Below are 17,814 nucleotides of genomic sequence, written 5' to 3'. Positions count from 1 at the left end.
GAAAGGTCACAGTAATTTCGCCGGCTTTCTTGCCTCCGGTCGAGCTTTCGAAACAGTCGCGGGTGTTGTATCAAGCCGTGCTCGGGAGAATACCGGGCGCGGTGAGGAAACATGCAAGACGTCCGGCAAAATAACATGACAGCTACTTTAGCGAAGTCTAATTTACTTGGCGTGGCCGCGGGGCTGACCGCCCTGTGGCTTGGTCTGGCCGCCGGCCCAGCCCTTGCCGAAGATGCCAAGCCGGCCCAGCCAAAGCCGGCTGAAAGCAATGCAAAACCGGCCGATGCCAATCCATGGGCAGTGAACTGCTCCAGCGGTTCGGCGACCAGCGAGCTTCAGTGCCAGGTTTCGCAGAACCTGACCGAGGCCAAGACCGGGCAGCGCGTGCTGACCGTGACCGTGCGCCGCGACAACGGCAATGGCAGCCTCGCCATGCTGCTTGCCCTGCCACACGGCCTGTTCCTGCCGTCCGGCGCCTCCTTCCAGATCGACCAGGGCCAGAAGACGACGATTGCCATCCAGACCAGCGACCAGAACGGCGCTTATGCCGCCACGCCGCTGTCGGCGGATCTCATCAAGGCAATGAAGTCCGGCACCAATCTGAACATCGGCATGGAATCGGTCACCCGCAAGCCGGTCACCATCCCGGTGTCGCTGGCTGGCTTCACGGCCGCCGTCGCCAAGCTGGAATCGATCAAGTAGCTGCTGTCAGCGGCTTGATTGTCGATGCGCGGAGTGCTTCGTTGCCGCTTCGAACAGTGGGGAAATCATGACAGGCTTTGTCGATCGCAGGCGCGCGGCGCAACTGATGAAGCGCGCGGGCATCGCGGCGCTGGTGCTGTGCGCACCCGAGGCCTTCCACTATGCGACCGGCGCCTCGATCGGCCCGGCGGGACTGTTCCGGCGCGCCGGCGCCGGCTTCGTCGTCATCCCGGCCCGCCAAGGCCTGCCGATCGGCGTGGTGGTGGCGGATTTCAATGCGGGACAGTTGCAACTGGCTCTGCCCGACGCCGTCATCCGCAGCCACCCGATCTGGATCGAATTCGCCACGTTTGACGCCTCGAGGCCAGCGCAAGGGCTGGCGCGGCGCATAGTGGCCGGCTTTGGCTCGTCCGGCTGGACGCCTGCCATTACCCGGCCCGCTACATTCGAGTTGGCCAATTCCGTCCATGAGCTGAAGCAGATCCTGACCGGCTTCGGGCTCGAGCGCGCAACGATCGGCGTCGATCTCGATTTTGTTCCCGCCGCTGATTTCTCCGCCATGCAGGCGCTGCTGCCGGGCTGCACGATGGTCGACGGTTCGACCGTGCTGGACAGGCTGCGGGCCGTCAAGTCGCCGCGCGAGATCGATCTGCTGCAGCAAGGCATCATCCTGTCGGAGGCCGGGCTGGAGCGGCTGCAGGTCGATGCCATGGCCGGCATGCGTCAGGCCGATCTCATTGCCCTCTATCGGCAAGGCGTCGCCACGGCCGCGGCCGGCCTGTCCCATCCGGTCGCCACAGCCGAATATGTGACGCTCGGCGCCCGGCTCAGAAGCACCGATGCGAAAGCCATGCCTGGCGATCCGCTGAAGTGCGACATGGTCTGCACGGTCGGCGGCTACGCCTCCGACATGTCGCGCAACTTCACCTTCGGACCGCCATCCGCCGAGCAGGCCGAACTGCACGCGATCGCCGAGCGGACCTTTGACGACGGGCTGGCATCCCTTGTTCCGGGAACCACGCTCGCCCAAGTGCATCGCGTGGCCACCGACAGCCTGGCGCGGCAAGGGCTGCGTACCTACCGCCGCGGCCATTTCGGCCATGGCGTCGGCCAGTCCGTCTTCTCAGAGCAATGGCCGTTCATTGCGGCCGACAGCGATGTCGTGATCGAAGCCGGCATGGTGCTGGCCTTCGAAATCCCGCTCTACATAGACCGCCTCGCCAGCTTCAATCTCGAGGACCAGTTCCTGATCACACCGGACGGGCCTGTTGCCATGAATCGTCTGCCGAGACGGTTGGAGAGGATTGGATAGCCGGCTTTGAGTCTGAACGCTGGAGATTGGCCGAAGCCTCCCCACCTTGGTCATCCACGGGCGGAGCAGGAGCGAAGCTCCGTCGCGGAGACCCGAGGATCCATGCCGTGACCTTGGCCGAGGAATGCAGCGGAGCAGAACTCTTCATCGTAGCGACGCTTTGAAGTCGCGGCATGGATCCTCGGGTCTGCGCTGCGTCGCTGCGCTCCTTGCTCCGCCCGTGGATGACGAAGCGATGGGCGGATTTGGCCGATCTCGAAGCCGCACGCGGTGCCCAGCACCTACCCACTCACCGCCGGCCTTCTCCCTCTCCACGGCATCTCCTGCTCCAACTGTGCCGACGCGGCCAGCACCGTCGCCTCGTCGCCGTAGCGGCCGACCAGCTGCACGCCGATCGGGACGCCGCCTTTCGACCAGCCGAGCGGCAGCGAGATCGCCGGCTGGCCGGAGATGTTGAAGGGGAAGGCAAACACCGAGTCCGCCCATTTGGCGTTGTAGCGGTCGATGTCTGTTTCCGACATGTCGTAATAGCCGAACGGGCGCGGCAGCTGCGTCAGGGTCGGGGTGATGAAGAGATCGTAGGCGCCGAGGTCGCCGACGATGTCGCGGCCGACCTGCCTGAGTTGCTCGACATCGGAGATGTGCCTGATGCCGCTGGTCGAGCGGCCGCGCTCGATGATTGCCCAAGTCACCGCCTCGACATCGCCTGGCGTCACCGGCCGCCCCACCACCGTCTCAAGGTAGTCGAACGTCGCCGCCGTCTGCACGCAGGTCATGTTGGTGTAGGTCTTCCACACAGCATTGGCGTCGAGCGGCATGTCATGCTCTTCGACATGGTGGCCGAGGCGCTCGAGTGCCGCCACGGTCGCCAGCACCGCCGCCTTCACCGGCGTGACGGAAAAGCCGATGCGCAGCTTCTTTGGCGCTCGCGCCGAGAGGCTGAGCCAGCTGCCATCTGGAACCGGCGGCGTGTAGGGATCGCCGGGCAGCGCGCCGGCAACGGCATCGAGATAGGCCGCGGTGTCGCGCACGGTGCGCGAGCAGCAGAGAAAATAGGCGCCGCCATACCAATAGTCGCCGAACGGCGCGAGGCTGACACGGCCGCGCGACGGTTTTAAGCCCACAATGCCGCAGCAGGAGGCCGGGATGCGGATCGAGCCGGCGCCATCGCTGGCCTCGGCGATCGGCACCATGCGCGACGCGATGGCCGCGGCAGCGCCGCCGCTGGAGCCGCCGGGCGTGATGCCTTCCTTCCACGGGTTCTTCGTCACACCGTAGAGTTTCGGCTCGGTGGTGATCGACCAGCCATTTTCCGGCGCGTTCGACTTGCCGACCAGCACCAGCCCGGCCGCCTTCATGCGGCGAACGACCTCGGTGTCGAAATCGGCGACAACGTCCTTCAGGTAGAATGAGGAGTTGGTGTTCGGCGCCCCGGTCCAGGACGAGGCCAGCTCCTTGAGCAGGAACGGCACGCCGGCGAAGGGCGCTGATGTGTCGACCGTTTCGGCCTGGGCGCGCGCCATGTCGTAGAGGCGGTGAATGACCGCGTTGAGCGCCGGGTTGAGCCGCTCGACCAGCGTGATCGCCGCCTCGACCAGCTCCGCCGGCGAAACCTGGCCGCTCCGCACCAGTCCGGCCAGGTCGAGCGCGTCGGACTCGGCATAGGTTTTCAGCAGACTTTCGGTGACCATGTCTCTCTCCCAATTTTTCAACGTCGTTCGTTGATCTTGCCAACGTTTGGCGCCGCCTCCCGGCACCCTCTGTCGAGAGGGACCAAGGCACTCAAGAAACCTAGCTTTTCGCCCTACGAATACCCCCACCCCTAACCCCTCCCCACAAGGTGGAGGGGGATTCTGTAGGCGCTGAACTCGGCAAATCACAGGCGTTTAACACCGAGGATGAAGAGCGCGGCAGCTTCCCTCCCCCTTGTGGGGAGGGTTAGGGTGGGGGTCCTTCTTCGCCAGAATCCATATGCGACAGCCTCGAATGGGGACGGGGAGACGGGAATTGCGTCAGGCCAGGTCGATGGTCCGCCCGAGCGCGATGCTCTGTTCGGCGGCGAGCACGATGCGCAGGCTGTTGACCGCGGCATCCATCTGCTCGGTCAGGTCGAGATCCTCGCGGATGGCGCGCAGGAAGAAGGCCTGCTCGCGGTCGCAGAGTTCCTGGTGACCGGGCTCGTCCTCCATGCTGACGATCTCGTCGGGCTTGGAGAAATTCTTGTCGCCGTCGACCGCGGCATAGTGGATCTTCAGCGCATCGGTCTTGGTGTGGCGGTCGATGTCGGCGGAGTTCGAAACCTCTGCCAGTTCGGCAGCACTGCTTGCCTGCTGTCCAGCGACGATCGACACCGCGCCCTTGGGGCCGACCACATCCTTCACGAAATAGGCCGTCTCGCTCATCATCGGCCCCCAGCCCGCTTCGTACCAGCCGACCGAACCGTCATCGAAGGTGACGTGCAGATGGCCGTAATTCTGCTTGTCGGCTTCCGCCCACAATTTGGCGCCGATGCCATGCACTCGCACCGGCTTGGCGCCGGTCAGCTGGCACATGACGTCGACATAGTGCACGCCGCAATCGACGATCGGGATCAGCGAATCGATCAGGTTCTTGTGCCAGTGCCAGGCGCTGCCGCTGCTCTGCTGGTTGAGGTTGAGCCGCATCACCAGCGGCTTGCCGAGCGTCTTGCCGACCTCGATGAACTTGATCCACGAGGGATGCACGCGCAGGATATAGCCGAGCACCAGTTTGCGGTTCTTGGCGCGCGCCGCCGCGACCACCTTCTCGGCATCCTCATTGTTGGTGGCGAGCGGCTTTTCCATGAACACATGGCAGTTGGCGGCGATTGCCTTCAGCGCATATTCGGCATGGGTGTTCGGCCAGCTGTTGATCGAGACGGCGTCCGGTTTTGTCTCCTTCAGCGCCTGGTCGAAATCCTCGTAGAGTGGGTAGCCGGCTAATTCTCCCGGAATCTTCGTGTTGCTCTTGATCGAGCGGCTCATAATGCCGACGATCTCAAAACCGTCGAGCCGGTGATACGCGCTGGCATGCGACGCACCCATATTGCCGAGACCCACCACCAGCACCTTTACCTTGTCGGACACCGCTGCCTCCCAATTGATTGAATTGTGGACGGCGATCAGCGCCGCCGCTCACTGCCCTTCCTCTCCCCCGTCGATCGGGGGAGAGGTGTCGAGCGCAGCTCGACGGAGTGGGGGTCGACCTTCGCCGCCCGCCTAATATTTCTTGCGCGTCGGATTGTGCCTGTCTTGCGGCGACTGCGCGTTTGGCGAACGCCTTCCCCCACTCCGTCGCCGCTTCGCGGCGCCACCTCTCCCCCCTCCGGAGGGAGAGGAAAGGAGCCCGGCAGGGCAATGAGGGGCGGCGCCGACATGATCCGTTTGCGCCCCTACTTGATCGCCGAATCGAACAGATGTGCCTTGATCTTCTCGACATCGAGCGCGGCGAAACCTTCCGACAGCTTGTATCCGTCGGCATCGGCTTTAACCTTGGCCTTGTCGAAATCATTGGCCGGGCCGATCAGATCGTTGGTGCAGACATCCTCGGCCTTCACCGGAGCGGTGATCTGGCCGATCTTGTGGATCTCGTCGAAAAAGCCCTGCCAGCTCGCCATGTCGTGCGAGCCCCAGCCGCCGCGCTTGTCCATGTCGCCGCGGAAGACATTGATCTGCTGCAGGATCGAGGTGGTGCCGAGCTCGGGTCCGAGATTCTTGGCCAGCGTCGGGAACTGATCGAACACCGCTTCGACCGCCGCGCGGGGATTCTGGTAGCCGAATTCGAGGCCCATCGCCCAGCCGCGCAGGTACTTTTCCAGCAACGCCTTCTTGTCGGCGTCCTCAAGATCGGCGGCGCGCACGACGAAAGTGTTGGCCGGCAGCTTCGAGTTCTGCACGCCGAGCCAGTATTCAAAGTCGAGCCCCTTGGCGATCCATTCGGCGCGCAGGCCTTCCCACGACAGGGCAGCGTCGCCCTGGCCGCCGGCAAGAGCCGTGCCCCATGTCGGCCAGCCGGCCTCGACATATTTGACCTTCTTGATGTCGACGCCCTGCGCCGCCAGCAGTGGGTCGGTGATCGACTGCCAGGCGGCTGAGCCGAGCAGGATGGTCTTGCCTTCCAGCTTCTTCAGATCGTTCGAGCCCTCGCCCTTGCGGAAGGCGATGCTGAACGTGTCGCGGGCGCCCATATGGAACACCGACTTCAGCTTCATGCCGTTCTGGATGGCGAAGGAGAACACGCCGGGCGACGGGAAGCCCATATCGGCCTGGCCGACATCGACGAACTTCACCGTCGCGGTGCCGTCCGACGGCCCCGGCTGCATATCGGTGTCCAGCCCATCGAAATAGCCTGCCTTCTTGGCTGCCCAGTACGGATAGTCGTCGAGCACTTCGAGCGTGCCGCGCGGCGAAATCCAGGTGAACTTTCCGTAGGGTTCGGCCCTGGCCTTGAGGCCGGTGGCGCCGAGCGCCGTCGCGGTCACCAGCCCGGCGCCGGTCACCTGCAGGAAAGTGCGGCGGCTGATCCCCGCCGGGTTGATCGAGAAATTATTGGTCATGGCATTCCCCTTTTTTGTTTGATGTCAGTCTCTTGCCGCCCGCCTCCCGGGCGTCGTCTGTACTTTTGTGTTCAAGCCTCCCAGCTCGCCCATTTCTTGCCGATCACGAAGAACAGCACGTAGATCAGGATGCCGAGCGTCGACAGGATCAGCACCACGGCGAAGAACTGCGGCATCTGGATCATCGACGAATAGGTGGTCAGCCGGTTGCCGAGGCCGAAACCGCCGCCGACCATTTCGGCGCCGACCGCTGTCAACAAGCCGAAGATGGCGCCGATCATCAGCCCGACCAGGATCATCGGCAGCGCCATCGGCGCTCGGATCTTCCAGAAGATCTGCAAGGTGCTGGCGCCATAGGAGCGCGCCAGCGCGATCTTGGCGCTGTCGACGCGGCGAAAGCCGGTCGCGGCATTGATCATCACCATCGGCCCGGCGGCCAGCGCCACCGCGATGATGCGCGGCGTGTAGCCGAAGCCGAAGCGCAGGATCAGAAGCGGCACCAGTGCCAGCATCGGCGTGGTGACCAAGAGCAGGATGTAGGGCGCGACGATCTTCTCGGCGAACGGGAACTGGGTGATGACGGCGGCCAGCACCAGGCCGACGATGGCGCCGATGGTGAAGCCGGACACCAGCTCGACCAGCGTGTAGCCGAGATGCGGCGCGATCAGCGGAAACTCGTCGAACAGCGCATAGGCGATCGAGCTTGGCGGCGGCATGATGTAGAGCGGAACGTGGAACAGCCGCAGCGCCAGTTCGATGCCGCCGATGATGATCACCGCCACGGCAAGAATGGCCGCCACCTCCCTGCCCGACTTGATGCCGGGGCCACTGGCGAAGGCCGACAGGTTGGTCAGGCTGACCTCGTGGCCATCGCCAGACTTGGACTTCGAGAATTCCGGAATGGCGTCGCCTCCGCTCACGGTCTGATCCTCACGATCTCGGCGCTCGGGCGCTCCGGCGTTTTTGGCCGCGTGCGTTCGCCGACAATGTCCATCTTGATACGGTTGGTGAGGTCGAAGACCTCTTTCGTCGCCATGATCTCCAGCGAGCGCGGCCGGGGAAACGGCACGCGATACTCCTTGGCGACGCGGCCAGGCCGGGCGCTCAGTACCACGACCCGGTCGGAGAGGAAGATCGCCTCCTCGATCGAGTGGGTGATGAAGACGATGGTTGTCTTGGTGTCGAGCCAGATCTCCTCGACCAGCCGGTTCATCTCCTCGCGGGTGAAGCTGTCGAGCGCGCCGAACGGCTCGTCCATCAAAAGCACCGAGGGCTTCAGCGCCAGCGCCCGCACGATCGCCGCGCGCTGCTGCATGCCGCCCGACAACTCGCGCGGAAATTTGCCGCCGAAGCCGTCGAGCCCGACCCGGTTGAGCAGATGCGCGATCCACGCCCGGTCCGGCTTCTCGCCCTTGATCTCGAAGGGAAAGCGGATGTTGGCATCGAGATTGCGCCACGGCAGAAGGTTCGCTTCCTGGAAAACGATGCCGATATCAGGATGCGGACCGGTGATGGCCTTGCCGTCGAGCCGGATCTCGCCGCTGGTCAGGCTGTGCAGGCCCGACATCGACCACAAGAGCGTGGTCTTGCCGCAACCGGAAGGACCGACGATCGAGACGATTTCATTGGCGCTGACATCGAGGCTGCAACGGTCCAGCGCCAGCAGGTCGCCGGAGGCCGTGTGATAGATCTTGGTCGCTGCCTGCACGCCAAGTTTCGGCTTTTTTGCATCGCCCGTGTTCATCTGCCCCCCGGGAAGATTGCTCGATGATCCATTGGCTCATCCCTGCGAAAATCAGTCTGTAACTATCCTACTTTCCTGTCAAGCACCGGCGATGATAACTGTATCACGAAAATCGGGTGATATACCTATCTGGTTGTTTTAATGGCATTTTACGCCCTTGAAATGCATGTTGCTTTCCTACATACTTCTGGACTGACACGGATCAGAGAGGAACGGAGGAAGGTGAGCTTTCCCCAACGACACGCTGCGGTTGCGATGCGGCCGGGCACGTGGAGCCAAGGCGTGCAAACATGCTAAGACGACAGCCTCGCAACCCAGGGAAAGACCAGGACCCCATGACCGAAGCTGGCAGCCAGGACGAGCCTGTTCCAGACCCCGATACCGAGAGGCGCGATCCTGTCCGGCGCATTCCCGACATCATTTCGCTGGTCAAGGATTCCTACAGCGAATTGCGCCCTGCCGAACGGCGTGTCGCCGATGTCGTGCTCGACGACGTCAAATATGCCGTCGACGCGTCCAACGCCGCCCTTGCCCAGCGCGCCGGGGTCAGCGAACCGACGGTGACCCGGTTCTGCCGCGCCATCGGCTGCGAGGGTGTGCGTGACTTCAAGCTGAAGCTGGCGCAGAGCCTCGTCGTCGGCGCGCTCTATCTGGCCAAGTCGCCCTCCGTCAGCAATGACAATGGCATGCCGTTCTGGAACGCCGTGTTCGGCGAGGCGCGCCGGGCGCTGCAGGAGGCCGAGCGGCAGCTCGACCCGGCGCAGCTGCAGAAAGCCGCCGAGCTGATCGCCAGGGCGCGCCAGGTTACGGTCTTCGGCCTCGGCGGCAGCTCCTCGGCGCTGGCGCAGGAAACCCAATACCGGCTGTTCCGCTACGGCATCACAGTCAGCGCCCAGTGCGACCCCTATCTGATGCGCATGACCGCCTCGACGCTCAAGCCGGGCGATCTGGTGATCGCCATTTCGGCGACGGGACGCACCCGCGAGGTGATCGAGGCCGTCGAGCTCGCCAAGCATTACCGCGCCAACGCGATCGCCGTGACCGCGCCCGACACCGAACTCGCCCGCGCCTGCGACGTCAGGCTGACGGTGGCGGTGCCCGAATATCCCGACACGCTGAAGCCGACGGCCTCGCGCTTCGCCTTCCTGGCGGCGATCGACCTTTTGGCGGTGGCCTCGGCCTACAAGCTCGACGGCTCGGCCCGCGAGACGGTGCGCCGCATCAAATACAACGCCCAGATCCACCGCACCGGCAAGGAGATGGAGCCGCTCGGGGATTAGCTCCCTCCTCCCCGTTCACGGGGAGAAGGTGCCGGCAGGCGGATGAGGGGCGGCGCCGCGTTCGACAATTGAGATTTTTACGCCGTGTGCGGCGTGTTGCAGGAAGAGGGAAAGACATGCTCGAGATAGCCCCATCGAAACAGGCAGCCGCATGGCTCGGGTCCTTTGCCAAGGTACTCGAAGCGGGAGACGCGGCGGCCGCGACCAACCTGTTTGTCGATGATTGCTACTGGCGCGATCTCCTGACCTTCACCTGGAACATCACCACCATGGAAGGCCGCGAGGCGATCGCCGATATGCTGAAAGCTGCGCTGGCGACGACCAAGCCCAGGGCATGGCAGCTGATCGGCGAGGCAACTTCGGAGGAGGGCACCATCGAGGCTTGGTTCAGCTTCGAAACCGCGGTGGCGTCAGGCGAAGGCATCATGCGGCTGCGCGACGGCCGCTGCCGGACATTGTTCACCGCGATGACGGACCTCAGGGGATTCGAGGAGCGCAAGGGCGCAGACCGGCCACTCGGCGTGCGCCACAAGGCCGATCCCCAGCGTGAAACCTGGTCGGAGGCGCGGGCGCGCGAGACGCGCGAGCTCGGCAACGAGGAACAGCCCTACTGCCTGGTCATCGGCGGCGGCCAGGGCGGCATCATGCTGGGGGCGCGGCTGCGCCAGCTCGGCGTGCCGACCATCGTCATCGAGAAAAATGCGCGGCCCGGCGATTCCTGGCGCAACCGCTACCGCACGCTCGTGCTGCACGACCCGGTCTGGTACGATCATCTGCCCTACATCCCCTTCCCCGAAAACTGGCCGGTGTTCACGCCCAAGGACAAGATGGGCGACTGGCTGGAAATGTACACGCACGTCATGGAGCTCAATTACTGGGTCGCCACCAAATGCCTCAGCGCGTCCTATGATGAGGTCGAAAAAGTCTGGACCGTGGTGGTCGACCGCGTCGGCCGGCAGATCACGCTGAAGCCCAAGCACATCGTCTTCGCCACCGGCGCCTACGGCCCGCCACGGCGGATCGATCTTCCGGGCGCCGACCGGTTCAAGGGCGAATTGCTGCACTCCAGCCAGTATGCCAGCGGCGAGAAATTCCGGGGCAGACGTGTCGCTGTCATCGGCGCGGCAAGCTCCGGCCACGATGTCTGCGTCGACCTCTGGGAAAGCGGCGCCGAGGTCACCATGATCCAGCGTTCGCCGACCACAGTGGTCAAATCGAGCACGCTGATGGAAGTCGGCTTCGAGATCTTCTCGGAAGACGCACTGGCGCGCGGCATCACCACCGAGAAAGCCGACATGATCGTCGCCTCGACACCGTTCGCGCTGGTGCCCAAGGGCCAGCGGGCGCTCTACGAGGTGATCAAGGCGCGCGATGCCGCGTTCTACGACCGCCTGCGCGCCGCCGGCTTCGCCCTCGATTTCGGCGACGACGAGACCGGCCTTCTGATGAAGGCCTACCGCACCGGCTCCGGCTACTATATCGATGTCGGCGCTTCCGACCTGATCATCGACGGCAAGATCGGCATCCGCAGCGGCGTCGCCATCAAATCGCTGACCCCGAGCGGCATCCTGTTCGAGGACGGCAGCGAACTCGCCGCCGACGCCATCATCGCCTGCACAGGCTATCAGTCGATGAACGAGACGGTGGCGGCGATCGTCTCACGTGAAGTCGCCGACAAGGTCGGCCCCTGCTGGGGATTGGGCTCTGGCGTCAAGGGCGACCCCGGCCCTTGGCAGGGCGAGCTGCGCAACATGTGGAAGCCGACCGCGCAGGAAGCACTGTGGTTCCACGGCGGCAATCTGGCGCTGTCGCGTTTCTATTCGAAATATGTCGCGCTGCAGATCAAGGCGCGGATGGAAGGGATTGAGACGCCGGTTTACGGGGCACCGAGCAATTCAAGCAACGAGCGTCCTATGGATTCGTCATCCTAGGGCAAAGCAAGGAGCGAAGCGACGCGGCGCAGACCCTAGGATCCATGCCGCGCCATTCGTGCACGCGAAAGCGGACCAGAATCGGCTTTCAATGCACCAACGGCGATGAAGGGCCTATCGAACAACCATCCTGATCCGTCGCATTCTTCGGCAATGGTCACGGCATGGATCCTCGGGTCTGCGCGTCCGCTTCGCTTCCGCTCCGCCCGTGGATGACGAAGTCGCGCAGAACTTTCACTCATGCCGGTGCCCAAAGTGCCTCGCCGCCACCTCGACATGCGTATGCGACGCCTGCGCCACGAAACGCTCGGTCTCGTTGTGATCAGCCGCCTCGTTCGGCCACCAGGTGCCGCCGATAACGATGCCTTCCGACACCAGCCTCTGGTCGGCGACCAATGACGCGCCGACCGCATCGACAAAGGTGAAGCGGCCCGGGCGCTGCCGGAGCACGGCGACATCGCCGACGGTGCCCACCGCCAGCGTGCCGAGATCAGGCCGCGCGATCGCCCTCGCCGGCGCTTGCGTGGCGGCGCGCAGGACCTCGACCAGCGGCATGCCGAGCGCCAGCAGCTTCGACATGCAGACCAGGATGTCGAAGGCCGGCCCATCGACGCAGTAGAGATGCACGTCGCTCGAGATCACGTCCGGGGCCAGCCCTTCCTCAAGCATGGCGCGGGCGACGGCGAAATCGAACGAGCCCATGCCGTGGCCGATGTCGAAGATGACGCCGCGCTCGCGCGCCAGCCGCATGTCGGGCCGCACCGCGCCGGAGGCGAACACCGGCGCATTGGGAAACGGCCGGAAGCAGTGGGTGAGGATGTCACCCTTGCGCAGGCGCGGCAGCACTTCCGAGCGGCCGGGCGGCGGCTCATCGATATGCGCCATCAGCGGCAGGCCAGCCTGGTCGGCGGCCTCCAGCGCCAGATCCACCGGGGCGATGCCGCTGGTGCCGCCGGCATGCTTGCCGGAGCGGACTTTTACGCCGACCACGACATCGCGGTGTTCACGCACCGCCGCGACCACCTCGCGCGGCTCGCACAGCCTGAGGTCGCTGCACTCGCCGACCGACACCGTCTGCGAGAAGCCGAAAATGCCGGCAAAGGAAATGTTGACATAGGCCAGGATGCGGACCTTCGACCGCTCCATGACATGGCGGCGGAAGCCGAGGAAATTGCCGGCTCCCGCACTGCCCGCATCGATGAAGGTGGTGGTGCCGCTCTTGGCGGCCAGCCGATCGGCATCGACGCCGAGCGACGTGCCGCCCCAATAGACGTGGCTGTGCAGGTCGACCAGGCCCGGCGTGACGATGCAGCCGCCGGCATCGACGATCTGCGCGGCGCTGTCCGCCGGGATATCGGCGTCGACCGCGGCAACGCGGCCATTGGCGATGGCGACATCACGTAGCGCGTCGAGGCCAGCGGCCGGATCGATCAGCCGTCCGCCCTTCAGCAGGAGGTCGAATTGCATTGGGGTCACCTCCGCTTCGTTGCTTTTTGCTCAGAGAGGCCGGTAGGCGACCGCCTCGACCTCGATCTTGATGTCGATCATCAGCCGCGATTCGACCGTGGTGCGGGCCGGCGGGTCTTTGGGGAAGTGCCGGGCATAGACCGCGTTGAAGGCGCCGAAATCGCGCGCATCCTCCAGCCAGACCGTGGTCTTCACCACATCGTCCATTGTGCAGCCGGCCAGCGCCAGTGCGGCCTTGATGTTGGCGAGCACCTGCTCGGTCTGCTCCGTTATGCCGCCCTTGACCACGATGCCATCGCTGCCGACAGGCACTTGCCCCGAGACATAGACGAGATCACCGGCCCGCACGGCTGGCGACAACGGCACATGCGATGTTCCAAAACACTGTTTCGGCAAGGGACAAGCCTCCTCTGATGACAGGACGGGGTGCCATGGCAGCGCCCGCTTCGATCGACACTTACGCCGATCGGGGCGATCCTCATAGGGGGCTTGTTGGAAAGCAACATTCTTCGAAATCCGCGTTGCTTTATTACAAGAGCGCTTGCATCGTACGCGCTGGCGGGCGACTTGGGAGCCGTAACGCACAGACGCATTTGCCAGAGCGGAGACACCCAGCAATGACTTACGACAAGAACCCGTTTCCATCAGGCGATACCGATCGCCACGCGCTCTGGGAAATGCTGGTGCGGCGCGACATCGACGCCTTCATCGGCCAGGACTGGGCCATGGTCGAGGATGATTTCGTCGCCTCGAGCTTCTTCGGCATGCATGCGCATTTCCTCAGCAATGCCGATGCCTGGCGGCTGCAGTTTCCGCGACTGGAGATCTATCGCGACGAGTGGCTGCGCCAGGCGAAGGAGACGGCGGCGACCAAATTCGCCGAGCCGCTGCGCGAGGCGCTGTTTCGCGTCACCAACATGCGCGACATCGATGTCGACGGCGACCGCGCCGTGCTGCACAAGAAATTCGACGGCTCGGTTGCCAAGGCGGACGGCAGCGTCGATCGCTTGAAATGGCAGACGCTGTATTTCTGCAGCAAGGTCGGCGGCAGCTGGAAGATCGCCGGCTTCGTCGGCTACATGCCGCATCCGCTCGGCAGCTAGAACCACCGATCACTAGAGCGCAGGGTGGGTCGGGCCGAACGTGCGGCCCGGCATCGCGCCCGCCATCAGCGCGCCGTTGAGCAGCAATGGCGGATGCAAGGCGCCGCATTCCATCAAACGCATCGCCAGGCATTCCCAATGCCTTTTGCGCGCCATTCTTACGAATTTGTATGCCGCCGGACAGGCCGGTGTGAACTCGTTTGCTTACGATGCGCGGGGTGGATCGCCACCGCCCCGCCGCAACCGTCGACCTCTGGACTTCAGCCATGCTCGCGCCCAACAGGCAACAACCCGCCGCACCGAGCCACAGCAGGGTTCCCGACGTCACCCTCGACTTCTGGCTGGTCAAGCTGATGGCGGTCACCACGGGCGAGACCGCGGCGGATTATCTTGCCGACACACTCGGGCTTGGGCTGACCGCCACCTCGCTGATCATGACCGGCATCCTGACCACGGCCCTCGTCCTGCAGTTTACGCGGAAACGCTATATGCCGTGGGCTTATTGGCCGGCGGTGGTGCTGATCAGCATCGTCGGCACGCTGGTGACGGACAGCCTCGTCGACAGTTTCGGCGTGCGCCTGCAGACGGCAACCATCGCCTTCTCGGTCGCGCTCGCTGCGACATTCGCGGTCTGGTACGCCAGCGAAAGGACGCTGTCGATCCACACCATCTTCACCACCAGGCGCGAGATCTTCTACTGGCTGGCGATCCTGCTGACCTTCGCGCTCGGCACCGCCGCCGGCGATCTCGTCGCCGAAAGCTTCGACATGGGCTACCTCACGACGGGGCTGCTGTTCGGCGGCGTCATCGCGCTGATAGCGCTCGCCTACTGGCTGCTCAGTCTCGACGGCATCCTGGCCTTCTGGCTCGCCTATATCCTGACGCGGCCGCTCGGCGCCTCATTCGGTGACCTGCTGTCGCGGTCGGCCAGGCATGGCGGCCTGGGCTTCGGCACCATCTTCACCAGCCTGCTCTTCCTTGGCTGCATCATCGCCCTCGTCCTGCACATGACCCTGAAGGGCGACGAGGCCGATGAGATCCTCCTGGAATCGGATTGACCTCAGCGTGTGCGTGCGCTGACCAAGTGCAGAGCAGAATGGAAGTTTTCTTCAGTAGCGATCCTTCACACCCCCCTCTGGCCTGCCGGCCATCTCCCCCGCAAGGGGGGAGATTGACTGTACCTCCGCTTTCGCCAATCTCGAATGTTGCAAGAGTTGCAAGAGGGGTGGGGGATCGAAGCTGCCGATCTCCCCCCTTGCTTGCGGGGGAGATGCCCGGAAGGGCAGAGGGGGGTGCTGTCCCGCGGACGTCGGGTTCCGCATCGCTACGCGGCTCGGAGATGTCACGGCATCCCAAGGACGAAGCCAGGAAAGCTTCCGCCAATCGCGAATGTATGACGAAAGCGCCACCATACCTGCGCCTTCGTGACATCCTAGGAACAAGCCCGTGCCGGTGATAGCCTCTCCATCTCGGCAACGGACCGGACCTTTCATGCGACTGCTTCTCGTCGAGGACGACCACAGGACGGCCGACTATATCGTCAGGGGACTGACCGAGGCCGGCCATGTCTGCGACCTGCTGCGCAACGGACATGACGCGCTGTTCGCGGCGACCCGGGGCAATTACGACGTGATCATCGCCGATCGGATGATCCCCGGCCTCGACGGCCTGTCGATGATCAAGGCGGTCCGCGCCGCCGGCGTGCGGACGCCGGCGATCTTTCTCACCTCGGTCGGCGGCATCGACGACCGCGTCGAGGGGCTCGAGGCCGGCGGCGACGACTATCTGGTCAAGCCCTTCGCCTTTTCCGAGCTTCTCGCCCGCATCAACGCGCTCGGCCGGCGGCCGGCGGCGCAGGAGCAGAAAACCGTTCTACGGGTTGCCGACCTCGAGATGGACCTGATCATGCGACGCGTCATCAGGCGGGGCCAGACGATCGACCTGCAGCCGCGGGAATTCAGCCTGCTGGAAGTGCTGATGCGCGGCGAAGGCCGTGTCATCACCCGCACCATGCTTCTGGAGCGCGTCTGGGATTTTCATTTCGATCCCAGGACCAGCGTCGTCGAGACCCATATCAGCCGGCTGCGGGCCAAGGTCGACAAGCCCTTCGAAACCCAGCTCATCCACACCGTCCGCAACACCGGCTACAGCCTGCACGCGCCGTCATGACCGGAACATGGTCCCGCCTGCTGCGCAGCACGCCGTTCCGGCTGGCCCTGACCTTCGCCTTCCTGTTCGTGCTGGCCTTCGTCCTGTCGGGCGCCATCGTCTACCAGATGATGAGCGCCGATCTTGCCGAGCGGCTCGACGACACCATCAAGGAGACCTACGCGGTGGTCGCCGCGACCTATGCCGAGAACGATCTCAAGGAGCTGGTTGAGACCGTCGGCAGCCACTCCCTGCGCAGCCTCAAGAAGGAGCAGCTGTTTTCGCTGACCGACGCGACGGGCAATCGCCTGGCCGGCAACTTCACCGCGGCAGGGCTCCCCGACGGCTTCTCGATGTTCGACACCGAAATGCCCGGCGTGCCGCCCGGCGCCGAGTACCGCGCCTATTCCGGTCCGGTCGGCGGCAACACCCTGACCGTCGCCTTCAGCCTTTCCGAGACGGAGGAGCTGGAGAGGATCGTGCTGATGAGCTTTGGCTGGGGAACCCTGATCATCACCGGGCTGGCGGTCGCCGGCGGCGCCCTGCTGGCCTCGCGGGTCCAGCGCCGTCTCGACGGCATCGCCGCCACCATGGTGGATGTCTCGCACGGACGGCTGGACACCCGCATTCCGCTGACCGGCAAGGGCGACGACATCGACATCGTCTCCAGCCAGGTCAATGCCGCGCTCGATCGCCTGTCGGCACTGGTCGAAGGCATGAAACAGGTCAGCGCCAACATCGCCCACGACCTGAAGACGCCGCTCAACCGGTTGCAGATGATCCTCGACACCGCATCGGAAAAGAACCTGTCGGGCCAGAAAATCGCGGCTGAACTGGCGGAGGCGCATGCCGAGAGCCTGCAGATCAACGAGACCTTCGATGCGCTGCTGCGCATCGCGCAGATCGAAGCCGGCGCGCGCCGGGCGCGGTTCACCGATGTCGATCTGGGCGAGGTGCTGCAAACCATCGCCGAGATCTATGCCGATGTTGCCGAGGACGACGGAAAGTCGCTGTCGTTGGCGCAACCACAGGAAACGACGGACCGGATCCATGGCGATCGCGAGCTGTTGACGCAGATGTTCGCCAATCTGGTCGAGAACGCGCTGCGCCATTGTCCATCGGGCACGACGATAAAGCTGTCGGCGACGCGCCAGGGCGAACGCGTCGTTGCCGGTGTCGCCGACAACGGTCCCGGCATTCCCACCGACGAACATGAAAAAGTGTTTCAGCGGCTTTATCGGCTGGACCATAGCCGGTCGACATCCGGCAGCGGGCTGGGTCTCAGCCTTGTCAGGGCCATCGCCGACCTGCATGGCGCGTCGATTACGCTTGAGGATTGTCGGCCTGGCCTTGAGGTGGCGGTGAGCTTTCCGCCGGCGCTGGATTGGTAGGCGAAATGAACCATTCGTCCAATGCCTGAGGTAAGGAAATTGGCGAAAGCCGAAGTGACGGCCAATCTCCCCCCTTGTGGGCCCGTTGCGTTATTAAGTTATAGGGGCAAGGAGGGAGGGTCAGGCCAATGTGGGGTGCCTTGCGGCTCGGGTTTGAGGCCGG

At 64.3% G+C, this 17,814-nt stretch carries 15 protein-coding genes; 8 read left to right on the top strand and 7 right to left on the bottom strand.

Annotated elements, in window-relative coordinates:
- The first annotated feature begins 135 nt into the window (after nucleotides 1-135).
- Both NKI21_RS27960 and NKI21_RS27955 read left to right on the top strand, forming a co-directional pair.
- On the top strand, nucleotides 136-702 hold the full coding sequence (locus tag NKI21_RS27960) for an invasion associated locus B family protein (protein ID WP_245273202.1): 567 nt from the start codon (nucleotides 136-138) through the stop codon (nucleotides 700-702).
- Between the two features lie 67 nt (nucleotides 703-769).
- The gene (locus NKI21_RS27955; RefSeq protein WP_352442375.1) at nucleotides 770-2,014 is read left to right on the top strand and encodes a M24 family metallopeptidase; all 1,245 of its coding nucleotides are present in this window, start codon (nucleotides 770-772) and stop codon (nucleotides 2,012-2,014) included.
- A 281-nt stretch (nucleotides 2,015-2,295) separates the two neighbouring features.
- Here the strand turns inward: NKI21_RS27955 and NKI21_RS27950 are convergent, their stop codons facing one another.
- From NKI21_RS27950 to NKI21_RS27930, 5 genes are all read right to left on the bottom strand, one after another.
- Entirely contained in the window at nucleotides 2,296-3,705 is a 1,410-nt protein-coding gene (locus NKI21_RS27950) for an amidase (RefSeq protein WP_352868473.1), read from the bottom strand.
- Between the two features lie 321 nt (nucleotides 3,706-4,026).
- A complete protein-coding gene (locus tag NKI21_RS27945; protein ID WP_352868470.1) occupies nucleotides 4,027-5,118 on the bottom strand; it encodes a Gfo/Idh/MocA family protein in 1,092 nt (363 codons plus the stop codon).
- A 305-nt stretch (nucleotides 5,119-5,423) separates the two neighbouring features.
- On the bottom strand, nucleotides 5,424-6,587 hold the full coding sequence (locus tag NKI21_RS27940) for an ABC transporter substrate-binding protein (protein WP_352868467.1): 1,164 nt from the start codon (nucleotides 6,585-6,587) through the stop codon (nucleotides 5,424-5,426).
- Between the two features lie 71 nt (nucleotides 6,588-6,658).
- Nucleotides 6,659-7,507 (bottom strand): ABC transporter permease, encoded by an 849-nt coding sequence (locus NKI21_RS27935; protein ID WP_352868464.1) that lies wholly within the window; start codon nucleotides 7,505-7,507, stop codon nucleotides 6,659-6,661.
- The gene (locus NKI21_RS27930) at nucleotides 7,504-8,331 is read right to left on the bottom strand and encodes an ABC transporter ATP-binding protein (protein ID WP_352868462.1); all 828 of its coding nucleotides are present in this window, start codon (nucleotides 8,329-8,331) and stop codon (nucleotides 7,504-7,506) included. The genes NKI21_RS27935 and NKI21_RS27930 overlap by 4 nt, the downstream gene beginning before the upstream one ends.
- A 335-nt stretch (nucleotides 8,332-8,666) precedes the next feature.
- Here NKI21_RS27930 and NKI21_RS27925 point away from each other — a divergent pair, with 335 nt between their 5' ends.
- Nucleotides 8,667-9,611: a MurR/RpiR family transcriptional regulator gene (locus tag NKI21_RS27925; RefSeq protein WP_352868459.1), complete on the top strand. Its 945-nt coding sequence runs from the start codon at nucleotides 8,667-8,669 to the stop codon at nucleotides 9,609-9,611.
- A 116-nt stretch (nucleotides 9,612-9,727) separates the two neighbouring features.
- Nucleotides 9,728-11,542, top strand: coding sequence for an NAD(P)-binding domain-containing protein (locus NKI21_RS27920; RefSeq protein WP_352868456.1), 1,815 nt, complete (start codon nucleotides 9,728-9,730; stop codon nucleotides 11,540-11,542).
- A gap of 234 nt (nucleotides 11,543-11,776) precedes the next feature.
- Here NKI21_RS27920 and NKI21_RS27915 read toward each other — a convergent pair whose 3' ends face one another.
- Both NKI21_RS27915 and NKI21_RS27910 read right to left on the bottom strand, forming a co-directional pair.
- A complete protein-coding gene (locus tag NKI21_RS27915) occupies nucleotides 11,777-13,009 on the bottom strand; it encodes an amidohydrolase/deacetylase family metallohydrolase (protein ID WP_128305957.1) in 1,233 nt (410 codons plus the stop codon).
- A 30-nt stretch (nucleotides 13,010-13,039) separates the two neighbouring features.
- Nucleotides 13,040-13,405 carry a RidA family protein gene (locus NKI21_RS27910; RefSeq protein WP_128305956.1) on the bottom strand — a complete coding sequence of 122 codons (366 nt, stop codon included), beginning with the start codon at nucleotides 13,403-13,405 and terminating at the stop codon, nucleotides 13,040-13,042.
- 221 nt (nucleotides 13,406-13,626) lie between these two features.
- Between NKI21_RS27910 and NKI21_RS27905 the strand changes: the two genes are divergently transcribed.
- From NKI21_RS27905 to NKI21_RS27890, 4 genes are all read left to right on the top strand, one after another.
- Nucleotides 13,627-14,112 (top strand): hypothetical protein, encoded by a 486-nt coding sequence (locus NKI21_RS27905; RefSeq protein WP_352442369.1) that lies wholly within the window; start codon nucleotides 13,627-13,629, stop codon nucleotides 14,110-14,112.
- Between the two features lie 266 nt (nucleotides 14,113-14,378).
- Nucleotides 14,379-15,170 (top strand): COG4705 family protein, encoded by a 792-nt coding sequence (locus tag NKI21_RS27900; protein WP_352723092.1) that lies wholly within the window; start codon nucleotides 14,379-14,381, stop codon nucleotides 15,168-15,170.
- Between the two features lie 433 nt (nucleotides 15,171-15,603).
- Nucleotides 15,604-16,281: a winged helix-turn-helix domain-containing protein gene (locus tag NKI21_RS27895; protein WP_352442366.1), complete on the top strand. Its 678-nt coding sequence runs from the start codon at nucleotides 15,604-15,606 to the stop codon at nucleotides 16,279-16,281.
- Nucleotides 16,278-17,651 (top strand): HAMP domain-containing sensor histidine kinase, encoded by a 1,374-nt coding sequence (locus NKI21_RS27890; RefSeq protein ID WP_023813395.1) that lies wholly within the window; start codon nucleotides 16,278-16,280, stop codon nucleotides 17,649-17,651. The genes NKI21_RS27895 and NKI21_RS27890 overlap by 4 nt, the downstream gene beginning before the upstream one ends.
- Nucleotides 17,652-17,814: the final 163 nt, after the last annotated feature.

Source organism: Mesorhizobium sp. M0715, from assembly GCF_040320355.1.
Classification (GTDB): domain Bacteria; phylum Pseudomonadota; class Alphaproteobacteria; order Rhizobiales; family Rhizobiaceae; genus Mesorhizobium.
The sequence above is the reverse complement of the archived record's forward strand: the minus strand, read 5'-3'. Positions and strand labels throughout refer to the sequence as shown.

Coding starts and splice junctions, on each gene's coding strand:
- NKI21_RS27960 (WP_245273202.1), top strand. CDS start 136: ATGACAGCTACTTTAGCGAAGTCTAATTTACTTGGCGTGGCCGCGGGG.
- NKI21_RS27955 (WP_352442375.1), top strand. CDS start 770: ATGACAGGCTTTGTCGATCGCAGGCGCGCGGCGCAACTGATGAAGCGC.
- NKI21_RS27950 (WP_352868473.1), bottom strand. CDS start 3,705: ATGGTCACCGAAAGTCTGCTGAAAACCTATGCCGAGTCCGACGCGCTC.
- NKI21_RS27940 (WP_352868467.1), bottom strand. CDS start 6,587: ATGACCAATAATTTCTCGATCAACCCGGCGGGGATCAGCCGCCGCACT.
- NKI21_RS27930 (WP_352868462.1), bottom strand. CDS start 8,331: ATGAACACGGGCGATGCAAAAAAGCCGAAACTTGGCGTGCAGGCAGCG.
- NKI21_RS27925 (WP_352868459.1), top strand. CDS start 8,667: ATGACCGAAGCTGGCAGCCAGGACGAGCCTGTTCCAGACCCCGATACC.
- NKI21_RS27920 (WP_352868456.1), top strand. CDS start 9,728: ATGCTCGAGATAGCCCCATCGAAACAGGCAGCCGCATGGCTCGGGTCC.
- NKI21_RS27915 (WP_128305957.1), bottom strand. CDS start 13,009: ATGCAATTCGACCTCCTGCTGAAGGGCGGACGGCTGATCGATCCGGCC.
- NKI21_RS27905 (WP_352442369.1), top strand. CDS start 13,627: ATGACTTACGACAAGAACCCGTTTCCATCAGGCGATACCGATCGCCAC.
- NKI21_RS27900 (WP_352723092.1), top strand. CDS start 14,379: ATGCTCGCGCCCAACAGGCAACAACCCGCCGCACCGAGCCACAGCAGG.
- NKI21_RS27895 (WP_352442366.1), top strand. CDS start 15,604: ATGCGACTGCTTCTCGTCGAGGACGACCACAGGACGGCCGACTATATC.
- NKI21_RS27890 (WP_023813395.1), top strand. CDS start 16,278: ATGACCGGAACATGGTCCCGCCTGCTGCGCAGCACGCCGTTCCGGCTG.